This is a genomic window from Limnohabitans sp. JirII-29 (assembly GCF_003063395.1).
GTDB lineage: Bacteria > Pseudomonadota > Gammaproteobacteria > Burkholderiales > Burkholderiaceae_C > Limnohabitans.
Map to the genome: position 1 here is coordinate 55099 of NZ_NESB01000007.1, position 24340 is coordinate 79438.

The following is a 24340-nucleotide window of genomic DNA, read 5'->3' on the forward strand; positions in this document are numbered from 1 at the left end:
GATAGAATAGCGGCTTCGAACACAGGAGCGATGGCAGAGTGGTCGAATGCGCCGGACTCGAAATCCGGTATACGGTTATGCCGTATCGAGGGTTCGAATCCCTCTTGCTCCGCCAGTAAACAAAAAAGCGCCTTCCGGGCGCTTTTTTGTTTCTACCGTCTAATCCATCCACTTATTGCTTGCACTTGGGGCGGCTGTACAACCGCGAGCTCGCGCTGACCGGGGTTTCGCAGAGCATCTTTAGGCCCATAGGGTCAGGCTCGATCATTGAGGCACCCAACCTGCCCCTTTGAGCAATTCACTGTGCAACTTGATTTCGCGGGAAATCATCTGGCGCAATTCCTCCGGACTGGTTGTCGCCACATCCATCGCGGTTTCTGCCAATTTGGCTTTCATTTCCGGATCAAATGCATCCCTTACTGCGCGATTGAGCTGATTGATGATGGGTGCAGGTGTATTGGCGGGTGCCAGCATGGCGATCCATAACTCCACGCTCAGGTTAGCCAGACCTTGTTCTTGCATAGTCGGAACTTGCGGAAACAGCTGTGAGCGGTTTTGACCCATCACACCAAGCGGATGCAAGGTGCCAGCCTTGATGTGCGGCATGGCTTCGGTCATCACCGCAAACACGCTATCGACTGTGCCAGCCAATAAATCATTGATCGCTAAAGCACCGCCCTTGTACGGCACATGTAGCAAATTGGTACGGGTCTTAGATTCGAACAAAAGCCCGACCAAATGCTGCGGGCTGCCATCTCCGGAGCTGGCATAGGTCAGCTTGCCTGGGTTGGCTTTCGCGGCGGCTACGAATGCACCTGCGTTGGGGTATTTTTGTTTGTCCTTAACCACTAAGACCATGGGCTGAGTGACCAAACGTGTGATTGGTGCAAAGTCAGTCTCTGGATCGTACGACAGTGATTTAAAGATGCTTTTATTGGTCGCCAAAAAGGAAAGTGGCGAGATGGTGATTGTGTAGCCATCCGCAGGCGCCTTGGCCACCTGAGACATACCAATTTGGCCAGATCCCCCGGCCTTGTTGTCCACTATCACCGGCTGCCCTAAATTGGCAGATAACTTTTGACCCAATGTGCGCGCCAACATGTCGACCCCACCGCCCGCTGGCAATGCGACGATGACTTTTATTGGTTGAGCCGGGTATTTGCTTTGCGCAAACAGGGGAGTCACTGAAAGCAAGGCGACTAACGCGGCCGCTGTGCAGAGATAGGTACGACGGTCGATCATGGTAAAAATTCTTTCAAGAGTTGCAGCAAACTCATCTCCGTTGAGACCGAGCGCTATTTGTTGGCGGTCAGACAGCCATCTGCCTCGAATGTGCCTACATTCTGATGCAATCCGATGATGTATAGACAACTTTTTAATTGATCGGAGACGCTGCGAACTGTCCGGCGACACGACCGAATTTTCAGAGTGCCTTGGCAGCAGCCTCAGACGGCCGGTTTATTCCTACGCCGGGCGGTGTGTTGTTGTTGAACAGCGAGCACATTGCCATTGGTGCGGTGGGTATCAGCGGCGATGCGTCTGAGAAAGACGAGTTCTGCGCGATTGAAGCCATCAAAGCGGCAGGTTTGACGCCCGAACCTGGCGAGCCAGCACCTGACTGGAATGCCGCGGGTCTCTGAGTCGCTCAGTGAGTGATCGCTAGAATCCACCGCCATATGGACTTCACTCCCAACAGACGCCCTGCACATCGTGATGTCTTCGAGGTCTGTGGCTTGGGGCCGATGGATGGCTGACTTCAAGCGTCCCGAATGGTGGCTGATGTGGCCACTACTGCTCAAGTGGCTGTTGCTGTCAACCCTCGTGGCTGTTTTGGCAGGCAGCGCTTCTGCTTTCTTCTTGTGGGCACTGGACTGGGCCACCACCACCCGCGACACGCACCCTGGGCTCATCTGGGCTTTGCCGGTGGCTGGTTTTGCGGTGGGCTGGCTGTACCTGGTTTGGGGCCAGTCGGTTGATGCGGGCAACAACCTGTTGATGGACGAAATCCACGACCCGCAAAAAATCATTCCCTTGCGCATGGCACCTCTGGTGCTGGGAGGCACGGTGATCTCGCATTTGTTTGGCGCGTCAGTGGGCCGCGAAGGCACGGCGGTGCAAATGGGCGGCGCATTGGCTGACCAGTTGACCCATCTCTTCAAGCTCAAGCACCAAGACCGCCGTTTGATTTTGATGGCCGGCATCAGTGCCGGTTTTGCCTCGGTGTTTGGAACGCCTTTGGCAGGGGCCGTGTTTGGCTTGGAAGTGCTGGCGATTGGCCGTTTGCGTTATGACGCCTTGCTGCCGTGCGTGGTGGCGGCGGTGGTGGCAGACCAAGTGGGCTTGCTGTGGGGTGTGCACCACACGGCCTATACCTTGGCTTCTGTGCCCGCAGTGACTGCCTGGGGTTTGCTGGCGATGGTGCTGGCAGGTGCGGTGTTTGGTCTCACCGGACAAGCTTTTGCGCACAGCACCCATGCACTGGGCACGTTCATGAAACAACACGTGGCTTACGCACCTGCGCGCGCTTTCATGGGCGGCGTCGTCGTGGCCGCGGTGGTGATGCTGTGGGGCTTGGAGCGCTACATCGGCCTGGGTATTCCGGTGATGGTGCAAGCTTTTGAGCAACCGTTGGCCCCGTGGGATTGGTTGGGCAAGATGGTGTTCACCGTGGTGTCCCTGGGTACCGGTTTCAAAGGCGGCGAGGTCACACCCCTGTTCTACATCGGGGCCACCTTGGGCAATGCTTTGGCACCTTTGCTGCAGTTGCCATTCGGCTTGCTGGCCGCCGTGGGCTTTGTGGCCGTGTTTGCGGGCGCTGCCAACACACCGATTGCATCGACCTTGATGGCCATGGAGTTGTTCGGCGCTGAGGTGGGCGTGTTTGCCGCCCTCGCGTGTGTCAGCAGCTATTTGTTTTCAGGTCATACCGGCATTTACCGCGCACAGCGCATTGATCACAAGAAGCACTTATGAAGCCCATGTTTGCCGCCTTGTTTTGGCCACGTTCGTTGGTGGTGATGTGCCTGTGTGTGCTCGGCGTGCAGGCTGCTTCGGCGCAGACCTTCAAAATGCCCTGCCAGGTGGAGGGCGTCATTCCTGCATTGGACGACCGCAAGATCCCACCTGAAAAGGTGGAGGTGGAAATTCAGTCCTTGGGCAAAAACATTTTCCTCAAGGTCAATGGCTCCAAGCTCTACCAAGTGCAAGCCAGCAGTTTGACCACCGATGACTTTGCGGGCAAAAACCTCACCAGCTCCAAGCAAATGGGGGCACAGCGCAAACACCAGCTCACAGGCTTGATGTCAGAAATTCGGATTGAGCGCGAGACGGTGACGCTGTACGCCTTCAACGACATCATCTACCGTGGCAAAACGGTACGTCTTCAGTTTGAGGGGCCGTGTACGGTGCCTGCACAGTGAGGCCAGACGTCGTGTGCGATCATTCCTCTCGTTTCAATCGACCTTGTCAACACACCGTGCCGTTCACTCCCCGCAGGTGGGTCCCAGCCCGCTCACAGCCCACACCAAAAGCCCGTGCAGTGGCCTGTGATGGCTTGTATCAGCAGGTCCATCAAGGTGCCCAACGCCAGCAACGGCAGTCCCAGGTACACCAGCGCCCACAACACGGCTTGCAACGTCAGACGGGGCTCTTCCAGACGGTGACCCATCACGGTTTGTTTCTTTCGGCGTTCGCGCAGGAAGTTCAGCATGGGTGTGGGTGTGACAAGCGTGTGAGGATTCTAGAGGCATGAACGTTCAATGGGATCAGGTGGACATGGCCTTTTGGGATGCCCAGCACGCCCGTGCGGCGGCACCCTTGCAGCAAGACTGGGCCTATGGCTCCACCATGAAAACTTTGGGTGTGCCTGTGTTGCGCGCCTGTGTCAGTCAAGATGGCAAGCCTGTGGCTTTGGCGCAGTTCATCGTGCGTCGATTCTTGGGGCAAACGGCTGGCATGGCGCTGTGCTCGCGTGGGCCAGTGTGGCTGCAAGATTTGAGCGGGCCCGACAAAAGCCGTGTGTACCAAGCACTGCGTCGCACCATCCCGTTGACCCACTTGCGTTTGGTGGCCATCACGCCAGAAGAGCCTGCGGGGCCTGAGTTGGGCCTGTCCATGTGGCGTCGTGTGATGACGGGCCACAGCACAGTGATGCTCGATCTCACGCCGTCGATGGACGTGTTGCGCGCACAACTCGACAAACGTTGGCGTCACCGTCTGGGCGGGGCCGAGGCCTCGGCGTTGACCGTACACCGCGTGGGCACCAATGCAGGCCAGTACCGTTGGTTGCTGGACGCTGAAATGCAGCAACGTGAACAACGTGGCTTACATGGTTTGCCTTTGCCCTTTTTTGACATGTATGTGCCTTCGCGTCAGCAGCCCAGCAAAACCATGCTGACGGTGCGCGCGGATGTGGGGCGCGACCGTATGGCGGGCATGATGTTTTTGATCCACGGCGAAGCCGCCACCTACCACGTGGGGTGGACCAGCGATGCGGGACGTGACCTGCACGCCCACAACCTGATTTTGTGGCGTGGCATCGAAGCCTTGCGTGAACGCGGTGTGCGCATGCTGGACTTGGGTGGCGTCAACACCATCCGCAGCGCGGGCATTGCGCGTTTCAAGATGAGCACTGGCGGACGCGTGATCACCTATGCTGGCACTTTCATCTGAGCGCACGCACATGTTGACTTTGTCTCAGCTCTCTTGCACCCGTGGCCACAAACCTTTGTTTGCTGAGGTGAATCTGGACCTGCAAGCTGGCCAAGCCCTGCACTTGGAGGGTGACAACGGCGTGGGTAAAACCAGTTTGCTGCGCATGGTGTGCGGCTTGTCGCCGGCTGATGCCGGCGAGGTGCGTTGGATGGGCCACCCCACGCGGGACGACCCTGCTGCCTTTCGCGCAGCTTTGTTCTATTTGGGGCATGCGTTGTCGCTCAAAGAAGAACTCACCGCCTTGGAAAACCTGTTGTCCGATGCGGCTGTGGCCGGACGTGCTTTAAGCCAGGCCGAAGCACTGTCTGCGTTGGCCCGCATGGGTTTGCGTGGGCGTGAACACTTGCCATTGCGTGTCATGTCGCAGGGGCAAAAACGTCGCACGGCCTTGGCCCGTTTGTGGGCCAGTCAGGCCCCGCTGTGGGTGCTGGACGAACCTTTTGTGGCCCTGGATATCAAGGCGGTGGATGCGTTGCGGGTGTTGATGGCCGAGCATGTGGCCCAGGGTGGCATGGTGCTCTTCACCAGCCACCAAACGGTCAGTCTGGCGCGCACCGATGGCACACCGGTCGATGTGCAGCGTTATCGCTTGGAGGCTGCTCCATGAGTTCGACCACTGGGGCCGCTTTTGCTGCGGTGCTAAGACGGGACTTGCTGCTGGCCATGCGCCGCAAAAGCGAAGTCTTGACCGCTGTGTTTTTCTTTGTCGTCGTGGCGGCCTTGTTTCCGTTGGGCATTGGCCCCGAGCTCAACACCTTGCGTCTGGTGGCACCGGGTGTGTTGTGGGTGGGCGCGCTGTTGTCGAGCATGCTGGCCTTGCAGCGTTTGTTTGAGGCTGACTACCGAGACGGCACCTTGGAGCAAATGGCTTTGTCACCCACACCTTTGCCGGTTTTGGTGAGCGCCAAGATGCTGGCGCACTGGTTGGTCTCCGGACTGCCCTTGGTACTTCTGGCACCGGTGCTGGGTTTGCAGTTTGATCTGTCCGCAGATGCTTTGCTCACCCTCACCTTGGCCTTGTTGGTGGGCACGCCCATTCTGTCGTTGGTGGGGGGCATTGGTGCCGCGTTGACGCTGGGTGTGCGCGGAGGCGGGGTGTTGTTGTCCTTGCTGGTCTTGCCCTTGTTCGTGCCAGTGTTGGTGTTTGGCGCGGGCGCTGTCGAGGCCCAGGCCAGTGGCTTGGGCAGCCAGGCCCATTTCTCGATTTTGATGGCCATGTTGTTGCCCGCCACCTTCTTCAGTCCCTGGGCCTGTTCCGCCGCCTTGCGCATTGCGTTGGAGTGAGGGGGTCAACCGCGGCCCAGTCCAATGGGCTCGGGGGCGTTCATGGTGATGCGGGTGAACAGGCGGTCGTACAAAGGTTCGCGTGGGTATTTGCCGGTCAAGGGGTCGCAGTTTTTCTCAAACGCTGCATCGAGTTTTTCCCAGTCTTGCGGGCTGAGCACCTGGAGTGCTGCGGGAATGACAGCTGTTTCTTCCAACTGCATGTGCTGCATGTAGAAGTCAATGAAGCGATTGGCCGCCAACTCGAAAGCGGTTTGGCGCGAATTGCCCAGCAGTTCCCAAGCCAGCAGCAGGTGCTGCAACTCACGTACGTTGGCTTCGCCTTTGGTGTGGTCGCGCTCGAGTTGCTGGATCACCTCTTTGCACTGCGGTGATTTTTCGGCCACAGCCGGAAATAGCAAGGCCGATTCTTTGGTGTGGTGCAAGCGTTCGGGAAATTCGTCGATGTAGAACAGCATGCTGCGCAGCACATCAAAGAATCTTTCTGGCGCATCTTTGGGGCCGCGCTGGAGCATCATGCGCAGCGACTGCAGCATGGCCGACAAGGCTGCGTGTTCTTCTCGGATGATGCGGATGCTGGGGTGTGTCATGGTCTTGCCTCTTGGGTACGAAATGTTGTGTTCGCAGGATGTCATACCAAGCCTCATGACCGCTTGACCCACATCAAAAGAAGAAGCTGAGGGCTAAGGCTGAGGGCTGTCTGGGGCGGCGCTTAAAATCAAGGCCTCGCGCGAATGGGGCCTGTGAGCTCCGTGATGACCTTATAGACCATGGACCGATGGGCTGTTTGGTATTCTGTGCCGTTAGCTGTTTTTGCGCATTGCGCTGTAATCAATTGGTGATCAATAAGTCTCGCTCCGGCACCCCCTGGTTTTACTATGCGGCCCCGCAAACTTTCTATGGTTTGGCGGGTCGCTGGTGGCCGTGGTTGGCCGTGTTGGCATCGGTCTTGTTGTGGGCTGGGCTGTGGTTGGGCTTCATGGTGGCTCCCACCGATTTCCAGCAAGGCGAGGGCTATCGCATCATCTTCGTGCATGTGCCCGCGTCTTGGATGTCGATGGTCATATACCTGGCCATGGCGTTTTGGAGCGTGTTGGGTTTGACCTTCAACACACGCTTGTCGGGCATGATGACGCGTGCGCTGGCACCCACGGGCGCTTTGTTTGCGTTTCTGTCGTTGTGGACCGGTGCCTTGTGGGGCAAGCCCATGTGGGGCGCCTGGTGGGTGTGGGATGCGCGCCTGACTTCAGAGTTGATCCTTTTCTTTTTGTACCTCGGCTACATCGCCTTGACCTCGGCCATTGACGACACGCGACGTGGTGACCGAGCCGGCGCCTTGGTGGCCATCGTGGGCGCCATCAATGTGCCCATCATTTATTTCTCAGTGAAGTGGTGGAACACTTTGCACCAAGGTGCTTCTGTGTCGTTGACCAAATCGCCCACCATGGCGGCGGTCATGCTGTGGGCCATGTTGTTGATGGCCTTGGCGTTTTGGTTTTACACCTTGGCGCTGGTGCTGTACCGCGTGCGTACCTTGATCTTGCAGCGTGAGCGCCATGCAAGCTGGGTCAACGAGTTGCCGGAGGTGCAGTCATGACCTGGAACAGTTGGGCTGATTTTTGGGCCATGGGCGGCTATGCCGTTTATGTGTGGGGCAGCATGGGGGTGACTTTTGGCCTGTTGGCGCTGGAAGTGCTGCAAGCGCGTGTGGCGCGTCGCCAGGTGCTGGCGCAGTTGCGTGCCGAACGTGTGTTGGCCGAATTGCCGGCAGAGGATATGTCGTGATGAAACCCAGAACCAAACGCTTTGCCCTGATTGCCGCAGGCATCGTGGTGCTTGCAGCCGCTGCGGCCTTCGTGTTGAATGCTTTCCAAAGCAACTTGGTGTTCTTCTTCACGCCGACCCAGGTCAGCCAGGGCGAGGCTCCCAAGGGGCGTACCTTCCGTGCGGGTGGCATGGTGAAAGACGGCAGCTTGCAGCGCGATGGCAACACCGTGCGTTTTGTCATCACCGACACCGCGCAAGACATGACTGTGACCTATGTCGGTCTGTTGCCCGACTTGTTCAAAGAGGGCCGCGGCGTGGTGGCCCAAGGCAAGCTGGGTGAGGACGGTGTGTTTGTGGCCAGCGAGGTATTGGCCAAGCACGACGAAAACTACATGCCACCGGAAGCCAAACATGCGCTCGATCAAGCCACGGCTGCCAAAGCCGCTCAATCTCTGAAAGCTACCCCATGAACGCTGAGTTCGGACATTTCGCGCTGATCTTGGCGGCGGTGGTGGCGCTGCTACAAGGCGTGCTGCCCTTGCTGGGCACGTATGTGCGCGGCACGCAGATGCAAGTCACCTTGCAGAGCCTGGCGCGTCCCACGGCGGCCTTGCAGTTCGTGTTGGTGGCGCTGGCTTTTGGTGCCTTGGCATCGTGCTTTTTGAACAACGATTTTTCTGTGCAGTACGTGGCACAACACTCCAATTCTTTGTTGCCCAAGCCCTACCAGTTTGCTGCGGTGTGGGGCGGCCATGAAGGCTCGCTGCTGCTGTGGGTGTTGTTGCTGGCGCTGTGGTCGGTCTCGGTGGCGCTGTTTTCGCGCAGCTTGCCGCTGGACATGGTGGCGCGGGTGCTGGGTGTGCTGGGGCTGATTTCGGTGGGCTTTTTGCTGTTCATCTTGACCACCTCCAATCCGTTTGAACGTTTGTTGCCTGCGGCCCTGGATGGCCGGGACTTGAACCCCTTGTTGCAAGACCCCGGTTTGGTGATTCACCCGCCCATGCTCTACATGGGCTATGTGGGCATGTCGGTGGCGTTCGCGTTTGCGGTGGCTGCTTTGCTCAGTGGTCGTTTGGATGCCGCCTGGGCGCGTTGGTCGCGCCCATGGACGGTGATTGCCTGGACCTTCCTGACCTTTGGCATTGGCTTGGGTTCGTGGTGGGCGTATTACGAATTGGGCTGGGGCGGTTGGTGGTTTTGGGACCCGGTCGAAAACGCTTCGCTCATGCCCTGGCTGGTGGCTACGGCCTTGATCCATTCCCTGATGGTGACCGAAAAGCGCGGCAGCTTCAAAGCCTGGACGGTGCTGCTGGCGATTGCGGCGTTTTCGCTCTCGCTGTTGGGCACGTTCTTGGTTCGCTCGGGCGTGCTGACCTCGGTGCATGCCTTTGCGTCAGATCCCAAGCGCGGTATTTTTGTGCTGATCTTCCTCGCTGTGGTGGTGGGGTCGTCGCTCACCCTGTTCGCTTGGCGTGCCCCGCGTGTCACCTTGGGTGGGCGCATGGCCTTGGTGTCGCGCGAGTCGTTCTTGCTGGCCAACAGCGTGTTGCTGGTGGTGGCTACGGCGGCTGTGTTACTGGGCACCATCTACCCCTTGATCATCGATGCCTTGAACTTGGGCAAGCTGTCGGTGGGACCGCCTTATTTCAATGCCGTGTTTGCACCGCTGCTGGTGCCGGTGGTGTTCTTGATGATTCCGGGTTCGATCGCGCGTTGGCGCGAGGCGCGCGTGGCGGAAATGGCGCACCAGTTGCGCTTCACCGCAGCAGGCGCGTTGGCGGTGGCCTTGGTTTGGCCCTACTTTTTGGGCGGTTGGTCTGCGGGCACCGTGCTGGGCTTGTTCTTGGGCGCTTGGGTGGCATTGGGCACGGCGCAGCAAGTGTTGGCGCGTGTGCGCAAGCCCGGGCGCATTGGCTTGTCGTTTTGGGGGCAACAGATTGCCCACTTTGGCATGGCGGTGCTGGTGATCGGTGTCACGGGCGTCAAGTCTTACGAGGTGGAGCGCGATGTGCGCATGCACGTGGGCGATGTGGTGACGATTGCTCCATATACCTTCCGTCTGGACAAACTGGCCGAAGTGCTGGGGCCCAACTACAAGGCGGTGCGTGCCGATGTGCAAGTGCTGCGCGAGGGTCAGGTGGTCGAGGTGTTGCAGCCCGAGAAGCGGCGTTATTTCTCGTCGGCCATGCCCATGACCGAAGCGGCCATTGATTCAGGCTTTATGCGTGATTTGTATGTGTCCTTGGGCGACGCGCTCGACGATGCGCGCACCGAGTGGAGCATGCGCGTGTACTACAAACCCTTTGTGCCCTGGTTGTGGGGCGGGGTGTTGCTGATGGTGTTGGGCGGTGTGTTGGCCGCTTTGGACCGCAGATACCGCAAGGCTGTGTCATGAAGAAGTTTCTGATTCCTTTGGTCTTGTTTCTGGGCTTGGTGATTTTTTTGGCCATCGGCTTGAACCGTGACCCGCGTGAAATCCCGTCGCCGCTGATCAACAAACCGGCGCCTGAATTCAGCCTGCCTACCTTGAACGGTGACACGCCGTTCTCGCCCGCCGACATGCGTGGCAAGGTGTGGATGTTCAACGTCTGGGCCACCTGGTGTGTGGCGTGTCGCGAAGAGCATCCCGTGCTGGTGGCCTTTGCACAAAAGTACAACGTGCCCATCGTGGGCTTGAGTTACAAAGAAATCCAGCCGCAAGATGAGGCGGCCAAACAAAGCGTTGACATCAAGTTGCAAGTGGCACGCGAGCGCAGCCAGGTGTGGCTCAAACGCCATGGCAACCCGTACATCAACTCGGTGATGGACCTGGATGGTCGTGTCGGCATTCACTATGGGGTCTATGGCGTGCCCGAGACTTACATCATCGACAAAACCGGCGTGATTCGCTTCAAGCATGTGGGTGCGGTGACCCCTGCCTTGCTGGCTGAAAAAATCATGCCGCTGATTGATACGCTGAATAAATCATGAGCTGGCTACAACATTTTTGGCTTTGCATGGCCTGTGGTGTGGCCGCTCTGAGTGCACACGCACAAACAGGGCCTGAGGCAGCACCGCTGGCACAAGACCCGGTGGTCGAAGCTCGACTGGTCGGCCTGTCACAAGAGCTGCGTTGCTTGGTGTGTCAAAACGAATCACTGGCGTCGTCGCACGCCGAGTTGGCCGATGACTTGCGCCGCGAGGTGCGTGACTTGATTCGACAAGGCAAGACCGACCAAGAGGTGAAAGATTTTCTGGTGGCGCGCTATGGTGACTTTGTGCTGTATCGCCCCGAAGTCAAACCCCTGACGTGGGTGCTGTGGTTTGGCCCCTTTGTATTGCTGTTGTTGGCGGTTTTATTCTTAGGCCGTTATTTGCAGGCGCGCCGTGCCCAGCTCAACCCCCAAGCACTCAGCGACGAAGATCGTGCACGTGCTGAGCAACTGTTGAAAGATTGATGTGACGCCAGCGCTTGCTTTTATCTTTGCTGCCACAGGCTTGACCTTGTTGGTGGTGGCTGTGTTGTGCATGGCGCTTTGGCGTGGTGCGTTGCGTGGCGCACGTGCCACGTTGAACGCTGCCCAGGCGCTGGACCATCCCGCACAAGCCAATGCCGCGGTGTATCGCGACCAGTTGGCCGACTTGCAGCGCGAACACGCCTTGGGCAATTTGAACGATGAAGAGCTGCAAGCCGGACGCGACGAGTTGACCCGGCGCTTGTTGGACGACGTGGGGCCTGAGGCTTTGGCCCAACCGCAAGCGCTGTCTGAGGAACGCGTGTCTGCGTCCACCTCAGCGGTTGTGGCAAGCATGCGCAAACCATGGGCGTTGATGTTTGCGGTGATCTTTTTGGTGCCAGTTTTGTCGATGGTGATGTACGGTGTTTTGGGGCAACCCCAGGCCTTGGATCCCTTGGCGTTGCAACAAGGCGCAGACACAGAAGGCGATGTCACCCCGGAAAAGCTCGCTTCCATGGCCAGTGCCTTGTCACGTCGCTTGCAAGATGAGCCCAACAATGTGGACGGTTGGGTCATGCTGGGGCGCGTGCAGCGCGCCTTGGGTCGCTTTGGTGAGTCGGATGAAGCCTTGCGCAAGGCGCTCGAACTCAGCCATGACGACAACGTGTTGATTGAGCGCGCTGAAGTGCTGGCCCAAAAGAATGGCGGTAACTTCACCGGTGAGCCTTGGGCCATCATTCAGCGGGTGCTGACAGCCGATCCGCATCAACTCAATGCCCTGCTGCTGGCGGGCAGTGCGTCGTATGCCGAAGAAAACTTCCGTTCTGCCTTGCGTTTTTGGGAACGTGCCCGCGAAGAGGTGTCTCCTGACTCACCCGATGCACCCGAACTGGACCGTGCCATTGCGCAGGCGCGCAGCAAGATGGGCTTGCCGCCCATTCCACCGCGTGCGGACAGCGTGAGCGAGCGAGATGCAGCGCTTCAAGCGTCAAGCATCAGTGGTCGCGTGAGTTTGGTCAGTGAGTTGGAGGGCAAGGTGGCACCTACGGACACCGTGTTTGTGTATGCCACACCGGTCACGGGTTCACGCATGCCCTTGGCCATTGTGCGCACCACAGCGGCCAAGTTGCCGTTTGACTTTGTGCTCGATGACAGCACCGCCATGAACCCGGCAGCCAAACTCTCAAGTGCTGACGAAGTGACGGTGCGCGTGCGTATCTCCAAGAGCGGCCAAGCCGTGGCGCAGCCCGGTGATTTGGGTGTGAGCGTGAGCCCGGTCAAACCAGGAACCACGGGCTTAAACCTGATGGTGAGAGACACCTTGCGTTGAGGCTGGTGTTGGTGAAGGCATAAAAAAATCCCCCAGTGTTGGGGGATTTTTTTGGGGCCAAGAAGCTGTTTACAGCAAGCCGTTCATGCGTGCAAAGTGCAGCGTCTGGGTGCGGCTCTTGACGTTCAAACGACGGAACAAACGCCACAGGTGAACTTTCACCGTGTGTTCGCTGATGTCGAGCTCAGTGGCAATGTCGCGGTTGCTCAAGCCTCGGTCGAGCATGATGATCAGCTGCTTTTGACGCTTGGACAACTTGGTGTCGCCGGCCACCACGACTTCTTCATCCGGGTTGCCGTCAGTTGCCGCAAACAGGCCCTGAATGGCTGCCGAGATTTCGTTCGCAGGGGTTGATTTTTCGATGTACAGGTCGGCACCTGCTTCGATGCAGGTTTCTTCGGCTTCACCAGCGGGCATGGACGAGATGACCACCAGAGGCACTTCGCCGTACATGCCTTTGACTTCGCTCACCGCAGAGGTGCCCTTGACGCCGGGCAACAGCAAGTCGAGCACGAACAGTTCGGGCGTGCCGTTCTTGATGATGGCGGCTTGCAGCTCGCTGAATTTTTCCAGCTCCACCACTTTGGCTGCTGGTTTCATGCGGCGCAGCAACATGGCTATCGCTTGGCGAACCAGTGGGTGGTCATCGATGATGTACAAACTCATTTTCTTCTCCTGCTTTCAGTAGTTCAGACCGATGGCCTCGCGCACATCGCGCATGGTTTCTTGGGCGGTGACACGTGCTTTTTCAGTACCTGCGTCAACGATATCACGAACTATTTTAGGGTTCTTCATATAAGGTTCCGCGCGTTCGAGCATTGGCTGCTGTTCGCGCAAGATGGCATCAATGATCGGCTGCTTGCATTCCAGGCAGCCAATGCCTGCCGTGGTGCAGCCTTGCGACACCCATTGACGCTGCGCTTCGTTGCCGTAGACCACATGAAATTGCCAGACAGGGCACTTTTCAGGGTTGCCGACGTCGGTGCGTTTGACGCGTGCCGGGTCGGTGGGCATGCGTTTGACTTTTTGCTCGATGGTGGCACGGTCTTCACGGATGGCGATGGCGTTGTTGTAGCTCTTGCTCATCTTGGCACCATCCAGCCCGGGTAATTTGCTGGCCTCAGTCAGCAGGATCTGGGGTTCAGGCAGCACGATCTTGCCCGTGCCCTTGAAGTAGCCTTCCAGGCGTTCACGGTCTTCGACCGAGAGCTCAGGTGCCGAGGCGATGTAGCCCAGCGCACCTTCCATGGCCTTGGTGTCGCCAGTTTCTTGGTAAGCCTTGCGTGATTTTTCCAAACGTTTGACGCTGTCTTTGGGCAATTTGGCCAGGCTGGCTTCAATCTTGGCCTCGGCGTTGATTTCACGGCCATACAGGTGGTTGAAGCGGCGCGCGGCTTCACGCGTCAATTCGACGTGGCTGGCTTGGTCTTCGCCCACGGGCACGTATTTGGCTTTGTAGATCAAGATGTCCGCCGCTTGCAGCAGCGGGTAGCCCAGAAAGCCGTAGGTGGTCAGGTCTTTGTCCTTGAGCTTTTCTTGTTGGTCTTTGTAGGTGGGGACACGTTCCAGCCAACCCAGCGGTGTGCCCATGGCCAAGAGTGTGAACAACTCGGCATGTTCGGGGATGCGGCTTTGCAAGAACAGCGTGCATTGTTCGGGATCGAGCCCGGTGGCCAGCCAGTCGATCACCATCTCGTAGACGTTCTTCTCGATCACCTCACGGCTTGCGTAGTGGGTGGTCAATGCATGCCAGTCGGCCACGAAAAAGTAGCAGTCCATCTCGGATTGCAGACGCACCCAGTTTTTCAAGGCGCCGTGGTAATGGCCCAAATGCAGAGCACCCGTGGGGCGCATGCCGGAGAGAACGCGTTCTTTCATGAGATCAAGGCTTCAACAAAAATTCCAAAGGACTGAGCAACAGGCTCAGCAACTCAAAGGTGAGGGTCATCAAAGGGGCCATCCACAAGCTGTTGATGACGCCCATCACGACCAAGGCCATCACGATGTAGAAACCCCAGGGTTCCACTTTGGACAGCCAAACGGCTTGCTTCCAAGGCAACACGCCGACCAAGATGCGGCCACCGTCGAGCGGCGGCAGGGGAAACAGGTTGAAGGCAAACATCACGGCATTGACCTTGATGCCCGCTTTGCACACTTCCAGCACAAAGCGCTCGTTCACGCCCATGCCAACGCACAGATACAAAGCGATACCCCACACCAGGGCTTGTGCCAAATTGATGGCAGGACCTGCCAAGGCCACCCACACCATGTCGCGTTTGGGATGGTTGAGGTTGCCAAAGCGAACGGGCACGGGGCGCGCATAGCCAAACAAAAAATTGCCGCCCGTGGCGAGGAACAACAACACCGGCATCACCAGAGTGCCCATGGGGTCGATGTGTGGAATGGGGTTCAAGGTGACGCGACCCATCATCCAGGCCGTGTTGTCACCCAGACGGTGAGCCACATAGCCATGCGCGGCTTCATGCAAGGTGATGGCAAAGATCACCGGCAAGGCATAAATCAGAACGGTTTGAATCAGGTCAGAAAAATTCACACACCCATTGTCGCATCGAACACTTGCGTGTTAATCCATTCCCAACGTGCTCAACGGCCCACGGCCTTGTCGGATCAAGGTGGGGTCACCCCCGCCGTCCATCGAGGTCAGGTCCACCACGGTGGTAGGGGCCAAGGGGCAGGCCCCTGCATCGATGACGGCGGCCAGATCGTGCTCAAAACGATCGCGAATCGCTTCGGCGTCGTTCATGGGGTCGCTGTCACCTGGGGCAATCAAGGTGGTGGCCAGCAAAGGCGCGCCGTGCAGTGCCAGCAAGTCGAGCAGGGTGCGGTTTTGCGGCACCCGCAGGCCAATGGTTTTGCGCTGTGGGTGGCTGACCCGACGAGGTACTTCCTTGGTGGCTTCCAGGATGAAGGTGTAGGCCCCAGGGGTGGCGGCTTTGAGCAGGCGGTATTGACGGTTGTCGACCCGTGCGTAGTTGGCCAATTCCGACAGGTCGCGACACATCAGCGTCAGGTGGTGTTTGTCGTCGACTTGGCGCATGCGGCGCATGTGTTCAACGGCGGCTTTGTCATCGAGTTGGCACACCAAGGCATAGCTGGAGTCGGTGGGAACGGCCACCACGCCTCCGCGTGTGAGCAAGGCCACCGCTTGTTTGAGCAAGCGTGCTTGTGGGTTGTCGGGGTGAACTTGAAGAAACTGGGCCATGTCAAACCGATTGGTGTTCACGCTGGCTGAGCCAAGCTGCGCCCAAGCCACACAAGGCAATCAGCAGCATGCCCATGCGTGCCCAATGATCAGGCACATGGGCAAACACCAGCCAGCCAGCAAAAGTGGCGAAGGCGATGCCGCTGTAGAGACAAGGGGTCACGTTGGCCGCTGGCGCGCGCGAAAAAGCCAAGATCAACAGGTAGTGGCCCAGGGTGCCCGCGCAGCCAATCAGACACATCAAGACCCATTCAAAGGGCGTGAGGTCGGTGGTCCAAGCGCCCAAGCCCACCAGCCCAGAAGCAATCAGCGCACCGACCCAACCGGTGTAGAGGTGCATGGTGACGGGACTTTCGGTTTTGGCCATGTGGCTGGTCAAAATTTGGAACAGCGCATTCGATACCACCAGGCTCAAGGGCAACCATGCATGGCTGGTGTCCATGCTGCCACCGGGACGCACGATCAGCAAAGCCCCAACCAAACCACCGCTGACAAACAACCAGCGCAACACCGACACCTGTTCTTTCATGACAAAGCGCGCCAAGGCCGTGACCACCAAAGGCGTGAGCATGACAAAGGCCGTGAATTCGGCCACCGGCATGTATTTCAAGCTGGCAAAACCCAACACACTGCACATCAGCAGCAGCAACCCACGCACGATTTGCAGGCGGACATTCTGGGTCTGGAACATCGTCACGCCACTGCGCGGCCACAGCATGGCGGTGCTCGCCACCGCCTGAAAGGCGTAACGGAACCACAGCACCATGAGCAGCGGTACGCTGGCAATCAAAAACTTGTTGGTGGTATCGAGCACGGCAAAACAAGCCATCGCCAAAATGGCGTAGGTCATGCCTGCCAATGGCACACGGGAATGAACGCCTGCCTTCATTGGATGCGGTCGGCCAGCAACTCCCACACGGGTGTGAGCTGGCCAGGCAACCAAGGCAGGGTGCCTAAGTCGATGCGGCTTTCATCGGGGCTGTGGAAATCGCTGCCACGCGAGGCGACCAAGTTGAACTCACGCGCCATGTCGGCGTATTTCACGTACTCGGGCGGTGTGTGGCTGCCCGTGACCACTTCGACACCTTGGCCGCCGTGTGCCTTGAATTCGGTGAACAACGCGTACTCTTCGTTGGCGGTGAAGTTGTAGCGGCCTGGGTGCGCAATCACCGCCACGCCTTGGCAGTCGGTGATCCATTGCACGGCATCTTTGAGTGCGGCCCAGCGGTGTGGCACAAAACCGGGCTTACCTTCTGTCAGGTAGTGGCGAAATACCTCAGAGGTGTCCTGGCACACGCCGGTCTCCACCATGAAGCGGGCAAAGTGCGTGCGCGAAATCAGCTCGGGGTTGCCCACGTACTTGAGCGCCCCTTCATAGGCTCCGCGAATGCCAACCTTGGCCAAACCTTCGGACATTTCCTGGGCGCGTTCACTGCGCCCACCGCGTGTACGGCGCAGGCCCTCGACGATGCGTGCGTCTTCGGCGTCAAAGCCCAAGCCCACGATGTGCACGGTTTGGCCAGCAAAGGTGACAGAAATTTCGGTGCCTGTGAGGTACTTCATGCCGTGCGCTTTGGCAGCGGCTGCGGCGCGTTGTTGACCGCCCACTTCATCATGGTCGGTCAAGGCCCACAACTCCACACCGTTGGCATGTGCCCGTGCGGCCAGCGCTTCGGGTGTGAGCGTGCCGTCCGACACCACGGAGTGGCAGTGCAAATCGGCGTTCAAGATGGAGGTACTCACGCGCCCAATTGTAGGCGTGGCAGCGCTGCGCACGCATTGGCACAGGTGGCATGGGCCAACTCGCTCAAGGGGATGCCGCGCAAATCGGCCAGCACTTGCGCAATGCGTGGCAACTCAGCCGGCGTGTTGCGACCTTGTGGCTGGCCGGCGCTGCGTTGGGCTGCGGTGGCATACAGCCAGTGCGGTGGAATGTCGGGTGCGTCTGTTTCGAGCACGATGGCCGACAGCGGCAACTCGGTGGCCAAGCGGCGCAACTGCAAGGCGCGGTCAAACGTGAGCGCGCCGCCAAAGCCCAATTTAAACCCCATATCGATGAAGGCTTGCGCTTGTTGCAGGCTGCCGTTGAAGGCATGGGCAATCCCACCCACCACGGGAATATCGCGCAGGCCCTTGAGCAAGCTGTCTGCCGAGCGACGCACATGCAAGATCACCGGCAGTTGGTGGCGTTGCGCAAGCTTGAGTTGCGCGCGGTAAAACAGCAGTTGTTTTTGCCAGGCTTCTGGCGTGTTCAAAGTGGGTACAAAGCCGTCCAAGCCGATCTCACCCACAGCCACCAAACGACCGTCGTCACGTTGGGCATGCAGGCACTGGTCAAGTTGTTCGAGATCGCTCAGCGTGCTTTGTGGCGTGTAGAGCGGGTGAATGCCCAGCGCGTAGGCGTCGCTACCTTGATGTGACAACGCGCGCACAGCGTCAAAGTCAGCGGCTTGTACGGCGGGAATGACGCAACATGTCACGCCTTCCTCTCGTGCGCGAGCCCGAACCAGGGCGCGGTCAGTGGCGAATTCCGCAGCGTCAAGGTGGCAGTGAGTGTCGATCCAGAACATGGCCTTTGATTATCGAGGCCAAGCGCATAGCGCAGGTGCGGAGGATCGCTCAGATGTAGGCGTGCAATCGACCCCGACGGTCGTAGGTGGTCAACACCCCGTGGTGGTCTGACAGGGCATGCGGGTCGTCAGCGTGGGCAGCGGGCTGGAGGATGGCACGAGGCCCCTGCACCTGGCGCAACCATTGGTCATAGGCGTAGCGCCGCTCAGGCGAAGACAGGGTGGCATAAGCGGCATTGAGTTCGGCCATGTGCTCACCACTGGCAGGCAGTTGGCCTGTCGTGCGGTCTGGGTGGTAACGCTTGGCCAAGGCGCGATAAGCCGCACGAATGACGTCGGGCTCCGCCGTCGGTGCCACGCCTAGCAATGCGTAATGGTCTTGAAATCCGTCCATGTGGCGGATTGTATAGAAAAACCAATAAAAAGTATTACAAATTAACAGAAGTGAATTATTTGATTGAATTCAATTCGTCTTCGAGCTGGCCTTGGTTCAACTGCAATTGGCGGCTACACCGTGCGGCCAGTGCGGTGTCATGGGTCACCAAGATAAAAGCGGTGCCTTGCTCTCGGGCCAGTTGCAGCATCAAGCCAAACACTTGGTCGGCGGTGCTGCGGTCGAGGTTGCCGGTGGGCTCGTCGGCCAGCACACAGGCGGGACGTGTGACCAATGCACGGGCAATCGCCACGCGCTGGCGTTCACCGCCAGACAGCTCGGCAGGACGGTGGTGCAAACGTTGCCCCAGGCCCACAGCACGCAAGATGGCTTGGGCCTGCACCGTGGCCGCTTCGCGGTCTAGGCGACGAATCCACAGCGGCATGGCCACGTTATCGAGAGCGCTGAACTCGGGCAGCAGGTGGTGAAACTGGTAGACAAAGCCCAGGTGTTGGTTGCGTAACACGCCCAACTGGGTCACGCTGAGTCCTTGCAGTGGCTGCCCTGACCAAGACACGGTGCCTGAGGTGGGAGCATCCAGGCCACCCAGCAAATGCAGCAGGGTGCTTTTGCCAGAACCTGATGCGCCCACGATGGCCAAGGTTTCGCCTGCATGGACCGTCAAGTTGACGCCTTGCAACACGGTCACATCCAAAGGGCCTTCGCGAAAGCGTCGACCCAAAGCGCGTGCCACCAGCACGGGGTCTGATGGGACGGTCTGGCTGTGTTCACTCATAGCGCAGCGCCTCGGCAGGGTTGATGCGGCTGGCGCGCCAGCTCGGGTACAGCGTGGCCACCAGTGCCATGGCCAGTGAGAGCAACACAATGGGCCAAATGTCGGCCGATTGCGGGTCGCTGGGCATGCGGCTGATCAGGTAAATGTCGCGCGGCAAAAAGCTCGCCCCCAAGGCGTTTTCGATGGCGGGCACGATGACGTCAATGTTGAAGGCCACGCCCAAGCCCAGCAGCAAGCCCGCCAAGGTGCCGAGCACGCCCACGGTGGCACCTTGCACCACAAAGATGGTCATGATGCTGCGCGGGCTCGCACCCAAGGTGCGCAAGATGGCAATGTCGGCCCGCTTGTCGGTCACCGTCATCACCAGGGTGGTGACCAGGTTGAACGCTGCCACCGCCACGATGAGTGTGAGGATGATGAACATCATGCGTTTCTCCACCTGCACGGCCGCAAACCAGTTGCGGTTTTGTCGGGTCCAGTCGCGCACGATCACATTCGGTCCCAGTTGCGCTGCCAAGTCAGAGGCCACACTGCGGGCTTGTTGACTGTCTTTGAGTTTCAGGCGCACGCCACTCGGCGAGGTCAAGCGAAAGATGCGCTGTGCATCGTCAATGTGCAGCAGCACCAGCGTGGCGTCGTATTCGTAGTGGCCTGAGTCAAACAGCCCGGCCACGGTGAGTTGTTTCAGGCGTGGCATCACGCCCGCAGGGGTCACTTGGCCGCCGGGTGCCACCAGCGTCACGCGGTCACCCACTTGCACGCTGAGTGCGCGTGCCAACTCGCCACCCAGTACCACGTTGAAGCTGCCGGGTTGCAAGGCATCGCGTACCGACGGAGGCAATTGCAAGGTGAAGTCAGTGACCTGGGTTTCCAGTTCAGGCGCAATGCCACGCACCATGGCGCCGCGCATGTCGTCACCACGCGCCATCAGCGCTTGCTGTGCCACAAAAGGCGCGGCTGCCAGCACCGAGGGGTGTTGGCGCGCTTGGGCCATCAAGCCCGTCACATCCGCAAAGCCTTCACTGTCGGTGGCTAGTAATTCGATGTGGGCCACCACAGCCAACATGCGGTCACGCACTTCTTTTTGAAAACCGTTCATCACACTCAACACAATGATCAGCGCCGCCACGCCCAAGGCAATGCCCAGCATGGACACCCCCGAGATGAACGAGATGAAACCATTGCGTCCGCTGGAGCGGCCAGCGCGGGTGTAGCGCCAGCCAATCAGCAGTTCGTAGGGAATTCGGGAGGGGGCAGTCATGTCAGGCGCGATTGTGTCATCACATCACAGACAATCACGCCCATGCCTTCTGTTTTGCCTGCGTCAGTTGTCCCTCTCACTGTGTTGCCCTATGCCTTGTGGACCGTGCACGAGAGTGAACAAGCCGCGTTGGCGCAAGTTCTCAATGCGCTGCCCCTGCCCAATCTGCGCGCTTGGGGTTCGCAGTCGCAACGCCGTGTCGTGGTGCAAGAACCGCCGACAGGGTGGGCACCCGCTGCGTTGTCGTTGCCGCACGAGCGCCTTCAGGCCCAAGCCCTGGGCTGGCCCGTGGTCGATGGCTGTCTGCCTTGGGCTGCGCAGCGCGCCGCTGAACTTGGGCTACAGGTCGCCTCGTCTGACACGGGGGCGCCCGCCGCCTGGGGCTTCATCAGCTTGTGCAATTGGCAAGTGAGCAATGGTCAAGTCACCCTGGGTCACCCGGCACAGCTGGCGCTCGATGACGGCACCGACTCGGCGCTGTTCAACGCCATGGCCCCATTTTTTGCCGAAGACGGCTTCACGCTCCACCGCGATGTCCCGGGACGTTGGCTGGTGCACTCGCCTGTGTTGGCCGATGTGCCCACGGCCTCGCTCGAGCGCGTGATCGGTCGCAACATCGACCCCTGGCTGGTGGGCGGTGACGCTCCGAGCGGGGTGGCCAAGTTGCTGCGACGTTTGCAAAACGAGATGCAAATGTTGCTCTACACCCATGCGGTCAACGCGCACCGTGCGGTGAGCATCAACTCGTTTTGGTTGCATGGCACCGGTGCGTTGCCTGTGTCGTTGGCACACCAGCCCGTACCCATGCACTTGGTGAACCACTTGCGCGACAGCGCGATGCAACAAGACCTGATGGCCTGGCTAGAGGCCTGGCAGCGCGTGGACGCGGAGGTCATTGCACCCTTGCTGGCTGCGGTGTCCCAAGGGCAGACGCCCCAGTTGGTGCTGTGCGGCGAGCATGAGCACCATGTGTACGACAGCGCCAAGCCAGGCTTGTGGCAACGTTTACGTGGCCACTTCAAGCCCCTCATCTTAGACACTGTGTTAGCGGTGACTGCCCCGAAAGAATGACCCCATGCAATTGATTCCACGCGATATGCCGCCTCGCAGTGTCTGGGCTTTGGAGCAAGCAGGCCTGCACCCACTGCTGGCGCGTCTGTATGCCGCACGTGGCGTGAGCGATCCGCACGCCATGGACGTCTCGCTGGCGCATTTATTGTCCCCTGACGGATTGAAGGGCATTCAACAAGCGGCGGTGTTGTTGGCCGACGCGGTGGCTGCCGACCGACGGCTGTGCATCGTGGCCGACTACGACTGCGACGGGGCCACCGCTTGTGCCGTGGCGCTGCGTGGGCTGCGCATGTTGGGGGCACGTCATGTGTCGTACATCGTGCCCGATCGCGTGGTGGATGGTTATGGCCTGACGCCACCGATTGCCGAGCGCGTCAAGGCCAGTGGTGCGGATGTGTTGATCACCGTGGACAACGGCATTGCCAGTGTGGACGGCGTGGCCACGGCCAAAGCTCTGGGTCTGCAAGTGGTGGTGACCGACCACCATCTGCCTGCTGCGGTGTTGCCGCAAGCCGACGCCATCGTCAACCCCAACCAACCCGGCTGCACCTTTGCCAGCAAATCCCTGGCCGGGGTGGGCGTGATGTTTTATGTGCTGTTGGCACTGCGGTCTGAGCTGCGCACGCGTGGCGTGTTCGCCTTGGCGGCGCAGCCCAAGCTTGACAGTTTGCTGCCTCTGGTGGCGCTGGGCACTGTGGCCGATGTGGTCAAGCTCGACGCCAACAACCGCCGTTTGGTGGCGCAAGGTTTGGTGCGTGTGCGCAAAGGCCACATGCCAGTTGGCATGACGGCTTTGTTTGTGGCAGCAGGCCGACAGAGCGCGCAATGCACCTCGCAAGACTTTGGCTTTGCCTTAGGGCCGCGCATCAACGCTGCGGGGCGTCTGTCGGACATGACCTTGGGCATCGAGTGCTTGAGCACCGACGACGTGGCGCGCGCCACCGAGCTGGCCACCCAGCTCGACCGCATCAACCGAGAGCGCCGTGACATCGAAGGCGACATGCGTGAACAAGCGTTGGCCTTGGCGCAAGACATGTTCGACCCCGAGGAAGAACCGCCGTCGGCCTTGTGCGTGTTTGACCCCGACTTTCATGAAGGCGTGGTGGGCATCGTGGCCTCCAAGCTCAAAGACCTGCACCATCGCCCCACCTTTGTCTTTGCCCCCAGCCAAGCGAATGGCAAAAGTCATGAGCTCAAAGGCTCGGGCCGTTCCATTCCAGGTTTTCATTTGCGCGATGCCTTGGACTTGGTGGCCAAACGCCACCCCGGTGTGTTGCTGCGTTTTGGTGGACACGCCATGGCCGCGGGTTGCACGCTGGACGAAGAACACCTGGCCACCTTCGAAGAAGCCTTGCAACAGGTGGCTCAGGAGTGGCTCGATGCCGCCACCTTGCAACGCCGCCTGGAAACCGATGGCCCCTTGCTGCCTGAGTACCGCCGCCACGATGTGGCCCATACGTTGGCGCGTGAGGTTTGGGGCCAAGGTTTTGCGGCACCCACCTTCAGCGAAGAAGTCGAGGTCTTGGGTCAGCGGCTGGTGGGCGAGAAACACTTGGCCTTGAAGTTGCGCCACCAAGGCCAACTGGTGGACGGCATATGGTTTGGCCGGGTTGACCCTTTGCCCTCTCTTGCCCATTTGGCTTTTCGCCTGGAAGCCGACGAGTGGCAGGGCAACCAACGCGTGCGCTTTGTGGTGGAAGCCATGGGCGAATAAACCGACACATCCGAGATACCCATGGCGACCCATAAAAAGCAGCAGCTCCCCGACGTGAATTTTTCCGAGTACGGACCCGTGCGCTATTTGCACCTGGGCACCGAATGGATTCAGGGCTCGATGCTGATTGACAAGCCGTTCGACATTGAGCTGGAGTATGTGCAGCGCATGATGGCGTGGCTGCTGTTTGTCGAGCCCGACCGCGTGGCCAAACTGCATGCCATGCAACTGGGCTTGGGGTCTGCGGCGCTGACCAAGTTTTGCCACAAACATTTGCGCATGAAGACCACCGCCATCGAGCTCAACCCGCAGGTCATTGCGGCGTGCCGCCTGTGGTTCAAGCTGCCCGCCGACACGGCCAAGCTCAACGTGGTGCTGGGCGATGCGGCCGAGGTGGCCAAGCATGCCCATTGGCAAGGTCAAATCGATGCCTTGCAGGTTGATCTCTACGACCACGAAGCCGCCTCACCCGTGCTCGACAGCGCCGAGTTTTATGCCGACTGCCGCCGCTTGCTGACCGACGACGGGTGCATGACGGTGAATTTGTTTGGTCGCAGCTCCAGCTTTGCCCAGAGCGTGGAAAAAATGGCACAAGCCTTTGGCGCCGATGCCTTGTGGGCTTTCAAGCCGACACGCGAGGGCAACACCATTGTGTTGGCGCAACGCACGCCCAAGGTGGTGAAGCGGGCCGAGTTGATGGCCCGGGCGGAAGCCATCCAAGCCCGCTGGCCATTGCCTGCGACCAAATGGGTGCGTGTCTTCAAACCCTTGAGCCTCTGAGCGCCAAGCCGCACCAGATCA

The 24340-nt window shown here is 59.3% G+C and carries 29 protein-coding genes and 1 tRNA gene; 17 read left to right on the forward strand and 13 right to left on the reverse strand.

The genetic code is table 11. The features are described from left to right. Positions 1 to 24 precede the first annotated feature (24 nt). Positions 25 to 115, forward strand: a tRNA-Ser gene (locus B9Z39_RS11975). A gap of 149 nt (positions 116 to 264) precedes the next feature. On the opposite strand, the gene B9Z39_RS11980 is transcribed toward B9Z39_RS11975, so the two are convergent. Continuing rightward, entirely contained in the window at positions 265 to 1242 is a 978-nt protein-coding gene (locus tag B9Z39_RS11980) for a tripartite tricarboxylate transporter substrate binding protein (RefSeq protein ID WP_100146351.1), read from the reverse strand. A gap of 191 nt (positions 1243 to 1433) precedes the next feature. Between B9Z39_RS11980 and B9Z39_RS11985 the strand changes: the two genes are divergently transcribed. The 3 genes from B9Z39_RS11985 (at position 1434) to B9Z39_RS11995 (ending at position 3419) form a co-directional block, all read left to right on the forward strand. Further along, on the forward strand, positions 1434 to 1640 hold the full coding sequence (locus tag B9Z39_RS11985) for a heme-binding protein (protein ID WP_199221213.1): 207 nt from the start codon (positions 1434 to 1436) through the stop codon (positions 1638 to 1640). A gap of 106 nt (positions 1641 to 1746) precedes the next feature. Next, positions 1747 to 2973 (forward strand): voltage-gated chloride channel family protein, encoded by a 1227-nt coding sequence (locus tag B9Z39_RS11990; RefSeq protein ID WP_108301885.1) that lies wholly within the window; start codon positions 1747 to 1749, stop codon positions 2971 to 2973. Further along, positions 2970 to 3419, forward strand: coding sequence for a hypothetical protein (locus B9Z39_RS11995; protein WP_100146354.1), 450 nt, complete (start codon positions 2970 to 2972; stop codon positions 3417 to 3419). Before B9Z39_RS11990 ends, B9Z39_RS11995 begins: the two co-directional genes overlap by 4 nt. A gap of 92 nt (positions 3420 to 3511) precedes the next feature. Here B9Z39_RS11995 and B9Z39_RS12000 read toward each other — a convergent pair whose 3' ends face one another. Next, entirely contained in the window at positions 3512 to 3709 is a 198-nt protein-coding gene (locus tag B9Z39_RS12000; RefSeq protein WP_108301886.1) for a hypothetical protein, read from the reverse strand. Positions 3710 to 3747: 38 nt separating this feature from the next. Between B9Z39_RS12000 and B9Z39_RS12005 the strand changes: the two genes are divergently transcribed. From B9Z39_RS12005 to ccmB, 3 genes are read left to right on the forward strand one after another with little or no spacing between them, the layout of a single operon-like run. Beyond that, entirely contained in the window at positions 3748 to 4671 is a 924-nt protein-coding gene (locus B9Z39_RS12005; RefSeq protein WP_108301887.1) for a GNAT family N-acetyltransferase, read from the forward strand. Positions 4672 to 4681: 10 nt separating this feature from the next. Then, complete coding sequence (gene ccmA / locus B9Z39_RS12010; RefSeq protein ID WP_108301966.1) at positions 4682 to 5320, forward strand: cytochrome c biogenesis heme-transporting ATPase CcmA; 639 nt, start codon at positions 4682 to 4684, stop codon at positions 5318 to 5320. Continuing rightward, on the forward strand, positions 5317 to 5997 hold the full coding sequence (ccmB, locus tag B9Z39_RS12015) for a heme exporter protein CcmB (protein WP_100146357.1): 681 nt from the start codon (positions 5317 to 5319) through the stop codon (positions 5995 to 5997). The genes ccmA and ccmB overlap by 4 nt, the downstream gene beginning before the upstream one ends. A gap of 5 nt (positions 5998 to 6002) precedes the next feature. Here the strand turns inward: ccmB and B9Z39_RS12020 are convergent, their stop codons facing one another. Next, on the reverse strand, positions 6003 to 6587 hold the full coding sequence (locus tag B9Z39_RS12020) for a hemerythrin domain-containing protein (RefSeq protein WP_108301888.1): 585 nt from the start codon (positions 6585 to 6587) through the stop codon (positions 6003 to 6005). Between the two features lie 248 nt (positions 6588 to 6835). Between B9Z39_RS12020 and ccmC the strand changes: the two genes are divergently transcribed. The 7 genes from ccmC to ccmI are packed head-to-tail and all read left to right on the forward strand — an operon-like array spanning position 6836 to position 12531. Further along, positions 6836 to 7594, forward strand: coding sequence for a heme ABC transporter permease CcmC (ccmC, locus tag B9Z39_RS12025; RefSeq protein ID WP_233202575.1), 759 nt, complete (start codon positions 6836 to 6838; stop codon positions 7592 to 7594). Then, positions 7591 to 7782: a heme exporter protein CcmD gene (gene ccmD / locus B9Z39_RS12030; RefSeq protein WP_100146360.1), complete on the forward strand. Its 192-nt coding sequence runs from the start codon at positions 7591 to 7593 to the stop codon at positions 7780 to 7782. Before ccmC ends, ccmD begins: the two co-directional genes overlap by 4 nt. Beyond that, a complete protein-coding gene (ccmE, locus tag B9Z39_RS12035) occupies positions 7782 to 8234 on the forward strand; it encodes a cytochrome c maturation protein CcmE (protein ID WP_108301889.1) in 453 nt (150 codons plus the stop codon). The genes ccmD and ccmE overlap by 1 nt, the downstream gene beginning before the upstream one ends. Then, positions 8231 to 10159, forward strand: coding sequence for a heme lyase CcmF/NrfE family subunit (locus B9Z39_RS12040; RefSeq protein WP_108301890.1), 1929 nt, complete (start codon positions 8231 to 8233; stop codon positions 10157 to 10159). Before ccmE ends, B9Z39_RS12040 begins: the two co-directional genes overlap by 4 nt. Further along, a complete protein-coding gene (locus B9Z39_RS12045; protein WP_108301891.1) occupies positions 10156 to 10734 on the forward strand; it encodes a DsbE family thiol:disulfide interchange protein in 579 nt (192 codons plus the stop codon). The genes B9Z39_RS12040 and B9Z39_RS12045 overlap by 4 nt, the downstream gene beginning before the upstream one ends. Further along, complete coding sequence (locus B9Z39_RS12050) at positions 10731 to 11201, forward strand: cytochrome c-type biogenesis protein (RefSeq protein ID WP_100146364.1); 471 nt, start codon at positions 10731 to 10733, stop codon at positions 11199 to 11201. Before B9Z39_RS12045 ends, B9Z39_RS12050 begins: the two co-directional genes overlap by 4 nt. A gap of 1 nt (position 11202) precedes the next feature. Next, a complete protein-coding gene (ccmI, locus tag B9Z39_RS12055) occupies positions 11203 to 12531 on the forward strand; it encodes a c-type cytochrome biogenesis protein CcmI (protein ID WP_108301892.1) in 1329 nt (442 codons plus the stop codon). Between the two features lie 69 nt (positions 12532 to 12600). On the opposite strand, the gene B9Z39_RS12060 is transcribed toward ccmI, so the two are convergent. The 10 genes from B9Z39_RS12060 to B9Z39_RS12105 are packed head-to-tail and all read right to left on the reverse strand — an operon-like array spanning position 12601 to position 20754. Then, positions 12601 to 13197, reverse strand: coding sequence for a LuxR C-terminal-related transcriptional regulator (locus B9Z39_RS12060; protein ID WP_100146366.1), 597 nt, complete (start codon positions 13195 to 13197; stop codon positions 12601 to 12603). A gap of 15 nt (positions 13198 to 13212) precedes the next feature. Next, the gene (locus tag B9Z39_RS12065; protein ID WP_108301893.1) at positions 13213 to 14409 is read right to left on the reverse strand and encodes a tryptophan--tRNA ligase; all 1197 of its coding nucleotides are present in this window, start codon (positions 14407 to 14409) and stop codon (positions 13213 to 13215) included. Positions 14410 to 14413: 4 nt separating this feature from the next. Continuing rightward, a complete protein-coding gene (locus B9Z39_RS12070; protein ID WP_108301894.1) occupies positions 14414 to 15085 on the reverse strand; it encodes a site-2 protease family protein in 672 nt (223 codons plus the stop codon). A 30-nt stretch (positions 15086 to 15115) separates the two neighbouring features. Beyond that, positions 15116 to 15754: an L-threonylcarbamoyladenylate synthase gene (locus B9Z39_RS12075; protein ID WP_108301895.1), complete on the reverse strand. Its 639-nt coding sequence runs from the start codon at positions 15752 to 15754 to the stop codon at positions 15116 to 15118. Between the two features lies 1 nt (position 15755). Beyond that, positions 15756 to 16604, reverse strand: a complete 849-nt coding sequence (locus B9Z39_RS12080) for a DMT family transporter (RefSeq protein ID WP_233248995.1) — start codon at positions 16602 to 16604, stop codon at positions 15756 to 15758. Between the two features lie 35 nt (positions 16605 to 16639). Further along, positions 16640 to 17497, reverse strand: a complete 858-nt coding sequence (locus B9Z39_RS12085; protein WP_108301967.1) for a 3',5'-nucleoside bisphosphate phosphatase — start codon at positions 17495 to 17497, stop codon at positions 16640 to 16642. After that, the gene (locus B9Z39_RS12090) at positions 17494 to 18324 is read right to left on the reverse strand and encodes a TatD family hydrolase (protein WP_108301897.1); all 831 of its coding nucleotides are present in this window, start codon (positions 18322 to 18324) and stop codon (positions 17494 to 17496) included. The genes B9Z39_RS12085 and B9Z39_RS12090 overlap by 4 nt, the downstream gene beginning before the upstream one ends. A gap of 49 nt (positions 18325 to 18373) precedes the next feature. Beyond that, the gene (locus B9Z39_RS12095) at positions 18374 to 18718 is read right to left on the reverse strand and encodes a J domain-containing protein (protein WP_100146373.1); all 345 of its coding nucleotides are present in this window, start codon (positions 18716 to 18718) and stop codon (positions 18374 to 18376) included. 55 nt (positions 18719 to 18773) lie between these two features. Then, positions 18774 to 19493, reverse strand: a complete 720-nt coding sequence (lolD, locus tag B9Z39_RS12100; RefSeq protein WP_108301898.1) for a lipoprotein-releasing ABC transporter ATP-binding protein LolD — start codon at positions 19491 to 19493, stop codon at positions 18774 to 18776. Next, complete coding sequence (locus B9Z39_RS12105; protein ID WP_108301899.1) at positions 19486 to 20754, reverse strand: lipoprotein-releasing ABC transporter permease subunit; 1269 nt, start codon at positions 20752 to 20754, stop codon at positions 19486 to 19488. Before B9Z39_RS12105 ends, lolD begins: the two co-directional genes overlap by 8 nt. A gap of 42 nt (positions 20755 to 20796) precedes the next feature. Between B9Z39_RS12105 and B9Z39_RS12110 the strand changes: the two genes are divergently transcribed. The 3 genes from B9Z39_RS12110 to B9Z39_RS12120 are packed head-to-tail and all read left to right on the forward strand — an operon-like array spanning position 20797 to position 24319. Next, positions 20797 to 21825 (forward strand): phosphoglycerate mutase, encoded by a 1029-nt coding sequence (locus B9Z39_RS12110; protein WP_146183330.1) that lies wholly within the window; start codon positions 20797 to 20799, stop codon positions 21823 to 21825. A gap of 4 nt (positions 21826 to 21829) precedes the next feature. Continuing rightward, positions 21830 to 23539, forward strand: a complete 1710-nt coding sequence (gene recJ, locus B9Z39_RS12115; RefSeq protein WP_100146377.1) for a single-stranded-DNA-specific exonuclease RecJ — start codon at positions 21830 to 21832, stop codon at positions 23537 to 23539. Positions 23540 to 23560: 21 nt separating this feature from the next. After that, positions 23561 to 24319, forward strand: coding sequence for a spermidine synthase (locus tag B9Z39_RS12120; RefSeq protein WP_108301901.1), 759 nt, complete (start codon positions 23561 to 23563; stop codon positions 24317 to 24319). Positions 24320 to 24340 lie beyond the last annotated feature (21 nt).

Excerpts from the sequence above, each read along its gene's own strand:
- B9Z39_RS11980 (WP_100146351.1), bottom strand. The coding sequence starts at position 1,242 with ATGATCGACCGTCGTACCTATCTCTGCACAGCGGCCGCGTTAGTCGCC.
- B9Z39_RS11990 (WP_108301885.1), top strand. The coding sequence starts at position 1,747 with ATGGCTGACTTCAAGCGTCCCGAATGGTGGCTGATGTGGCCACTACTG.
- B9Z39_RS11995 (WP_100146354.1), top strand. The coding sequence starts at position 2,970 with ATGAAGCCCATGTTTGCCGCCTTGTTTTGGCCACGTTCGTTGGTGGTG.
- B9Z39_RS12000 (WP_108301886.1), bottom strand. The coding sequence starts at position 3,709 with ATGCTGAACTTCCTGCGCGAACGCCGAAAGAAACAAACCGTGATGGGT.
- B9Z39_RS12005 (WP_108301887.1), top strand. The coding sequence starts at position 3,748 with ATGAACGTTCAATGGGATCAGGTGGACATGGCCTTTTGGGATGCCCAG.
- ccmA (WP_108301966.1), top strand. The coding sequence starts at position 4,682 with ATGTTGACTTTGTCTCAGCTCTCTTGCACCCGTGGCCACAAACCTTTG.
- ccmB (WP_100146357.1), top strand. The coding sequence starts at position 5,317 with ATGAGTTCGACCACTGGGGCCGCTTTTGCTGCGGTGCTAAGACGGGAC.
- B9Z39_RS12020 (WP_108301888.1), bottom strand. The coding sequence starts at position 6,587 with ATGACACACCCCAGCATCCGCATCATCCGAGAAGAACACGCAGCCTTG.
- ccmD (WP_100146360.1), top strand. The coding sequence starts at position 7,591 with ATGACCTGGAACAGTTGGGCTGATTTTTGGGCCATGGGCGGCTATGCC.
- ccmE (WP_108301889.1), top strand. The coding sequence starts at position 7,782 with ATGAAACCCAGAACCAAACGCTTTGCCCTGATTGCCGCAGGCATCGTG.
- B9Z39_RS12040 (WP_108301890.1), top strand. The coding sequence starts at position 8,231 with ATGAACGCTGAGTTCGGACATTTCGCGCTGATCTTGGCGGCGGTGGTG.
- B9Z39_RS12045 (WP_108301891.1), top strand. The coding sequence starts at position 10,156 with ATGAAGAAGTTTCTGATTCCTTTGGTCTTGTTTCTGGGCTTGGTGATT.
- B9Z39_RS12050 (WP_100146364.1), top strand. The coding sequence starts at position 10,731 with ATGAGCTGGCTACAACATTTTTGGCTTTGCATGGCCTGTGGTGTGGCC.
- B9Z39_RS12060 (WP_100146366.1), bottom strand. The coding sequence starts at position 13,197 with ATGAGTTTGTACATCATCGATGACCACCCACTGGTTCGCCAAGCGATA.
- B9Z39_RS12065 (WP_108301893.1), bottom strand. The coding sequence starts at position 14,409 with ATGAAAGAACGCGTTCTCTCCGGCATGCGCCCCACGGGTGCTCTGCAT.
- B9Z39_RS12075 (WP_108301895.1), bottom strand. The coding sequence starts at position 15,754 with ATGGCCCAGTTTCTTCAAGTTCACCCCGACAACCCACAAGCACGCTTG.
- B9Z39_RS12080 (WP_233248995.1), bottom strand. The coding sequence starts at position 16,604 with ATGACCTACGCCATTTTGGCGATGGCTTGTTTTGCCGTGCTCGATACC.
- B9Z39_RS12090 (WP_108301897.1), bottom strand. The coding sequence starts at position 18,324 with ATGTTCTGGATCGACACTCACTGCCACCTTGACGCTGCGGAATTCGCC.
- B9Z39_RS12095 (WP_100146373.1), bottom strand. The coding sequence starts at position 18,718 with ATGGACGGATTTCAAGACCATTACGCATTGCTAGGCGTGGCACCGACG.
- lolD (WP_108301898.1), bottom strand. The coding sequence starts at position 19,493 with ATGAGTGAACACAGCCAGACCGTCCCATCAGACCCCGTGCTGGTGGCA.
- B9Z39_RS12105 (WP_108301899.1), bottom strand. The coding sequence starts at position 20,754 with ATGACTGCCCCCTCCCGAATTCCCTACGAACTGCTGATTGGCTGGCGC.
- B9Z39_RS12110 (WP_146183330.1), top strand. The coding sequence starts at position 20,797 with ATGCCTTCTGTTTTGCCTGCGTCAGTTGTCCCTCTCACTGTGTTGCCC.
- recJ (WP_100146377.1), top strand. The coding sequence starts at position 21,830 with ATGCAATTGATTCCACGCGATATGCCGCCTCGCAGTGTCTGGGCTTTG.
- B9Z39_RS12120 (WP_108301901.1), top strand. The coding sequence starts at position 23,561 with ATGGCGACCCATAAAAAGCAGCAGCTCCCCGACGTGAATTTTTCCGAG.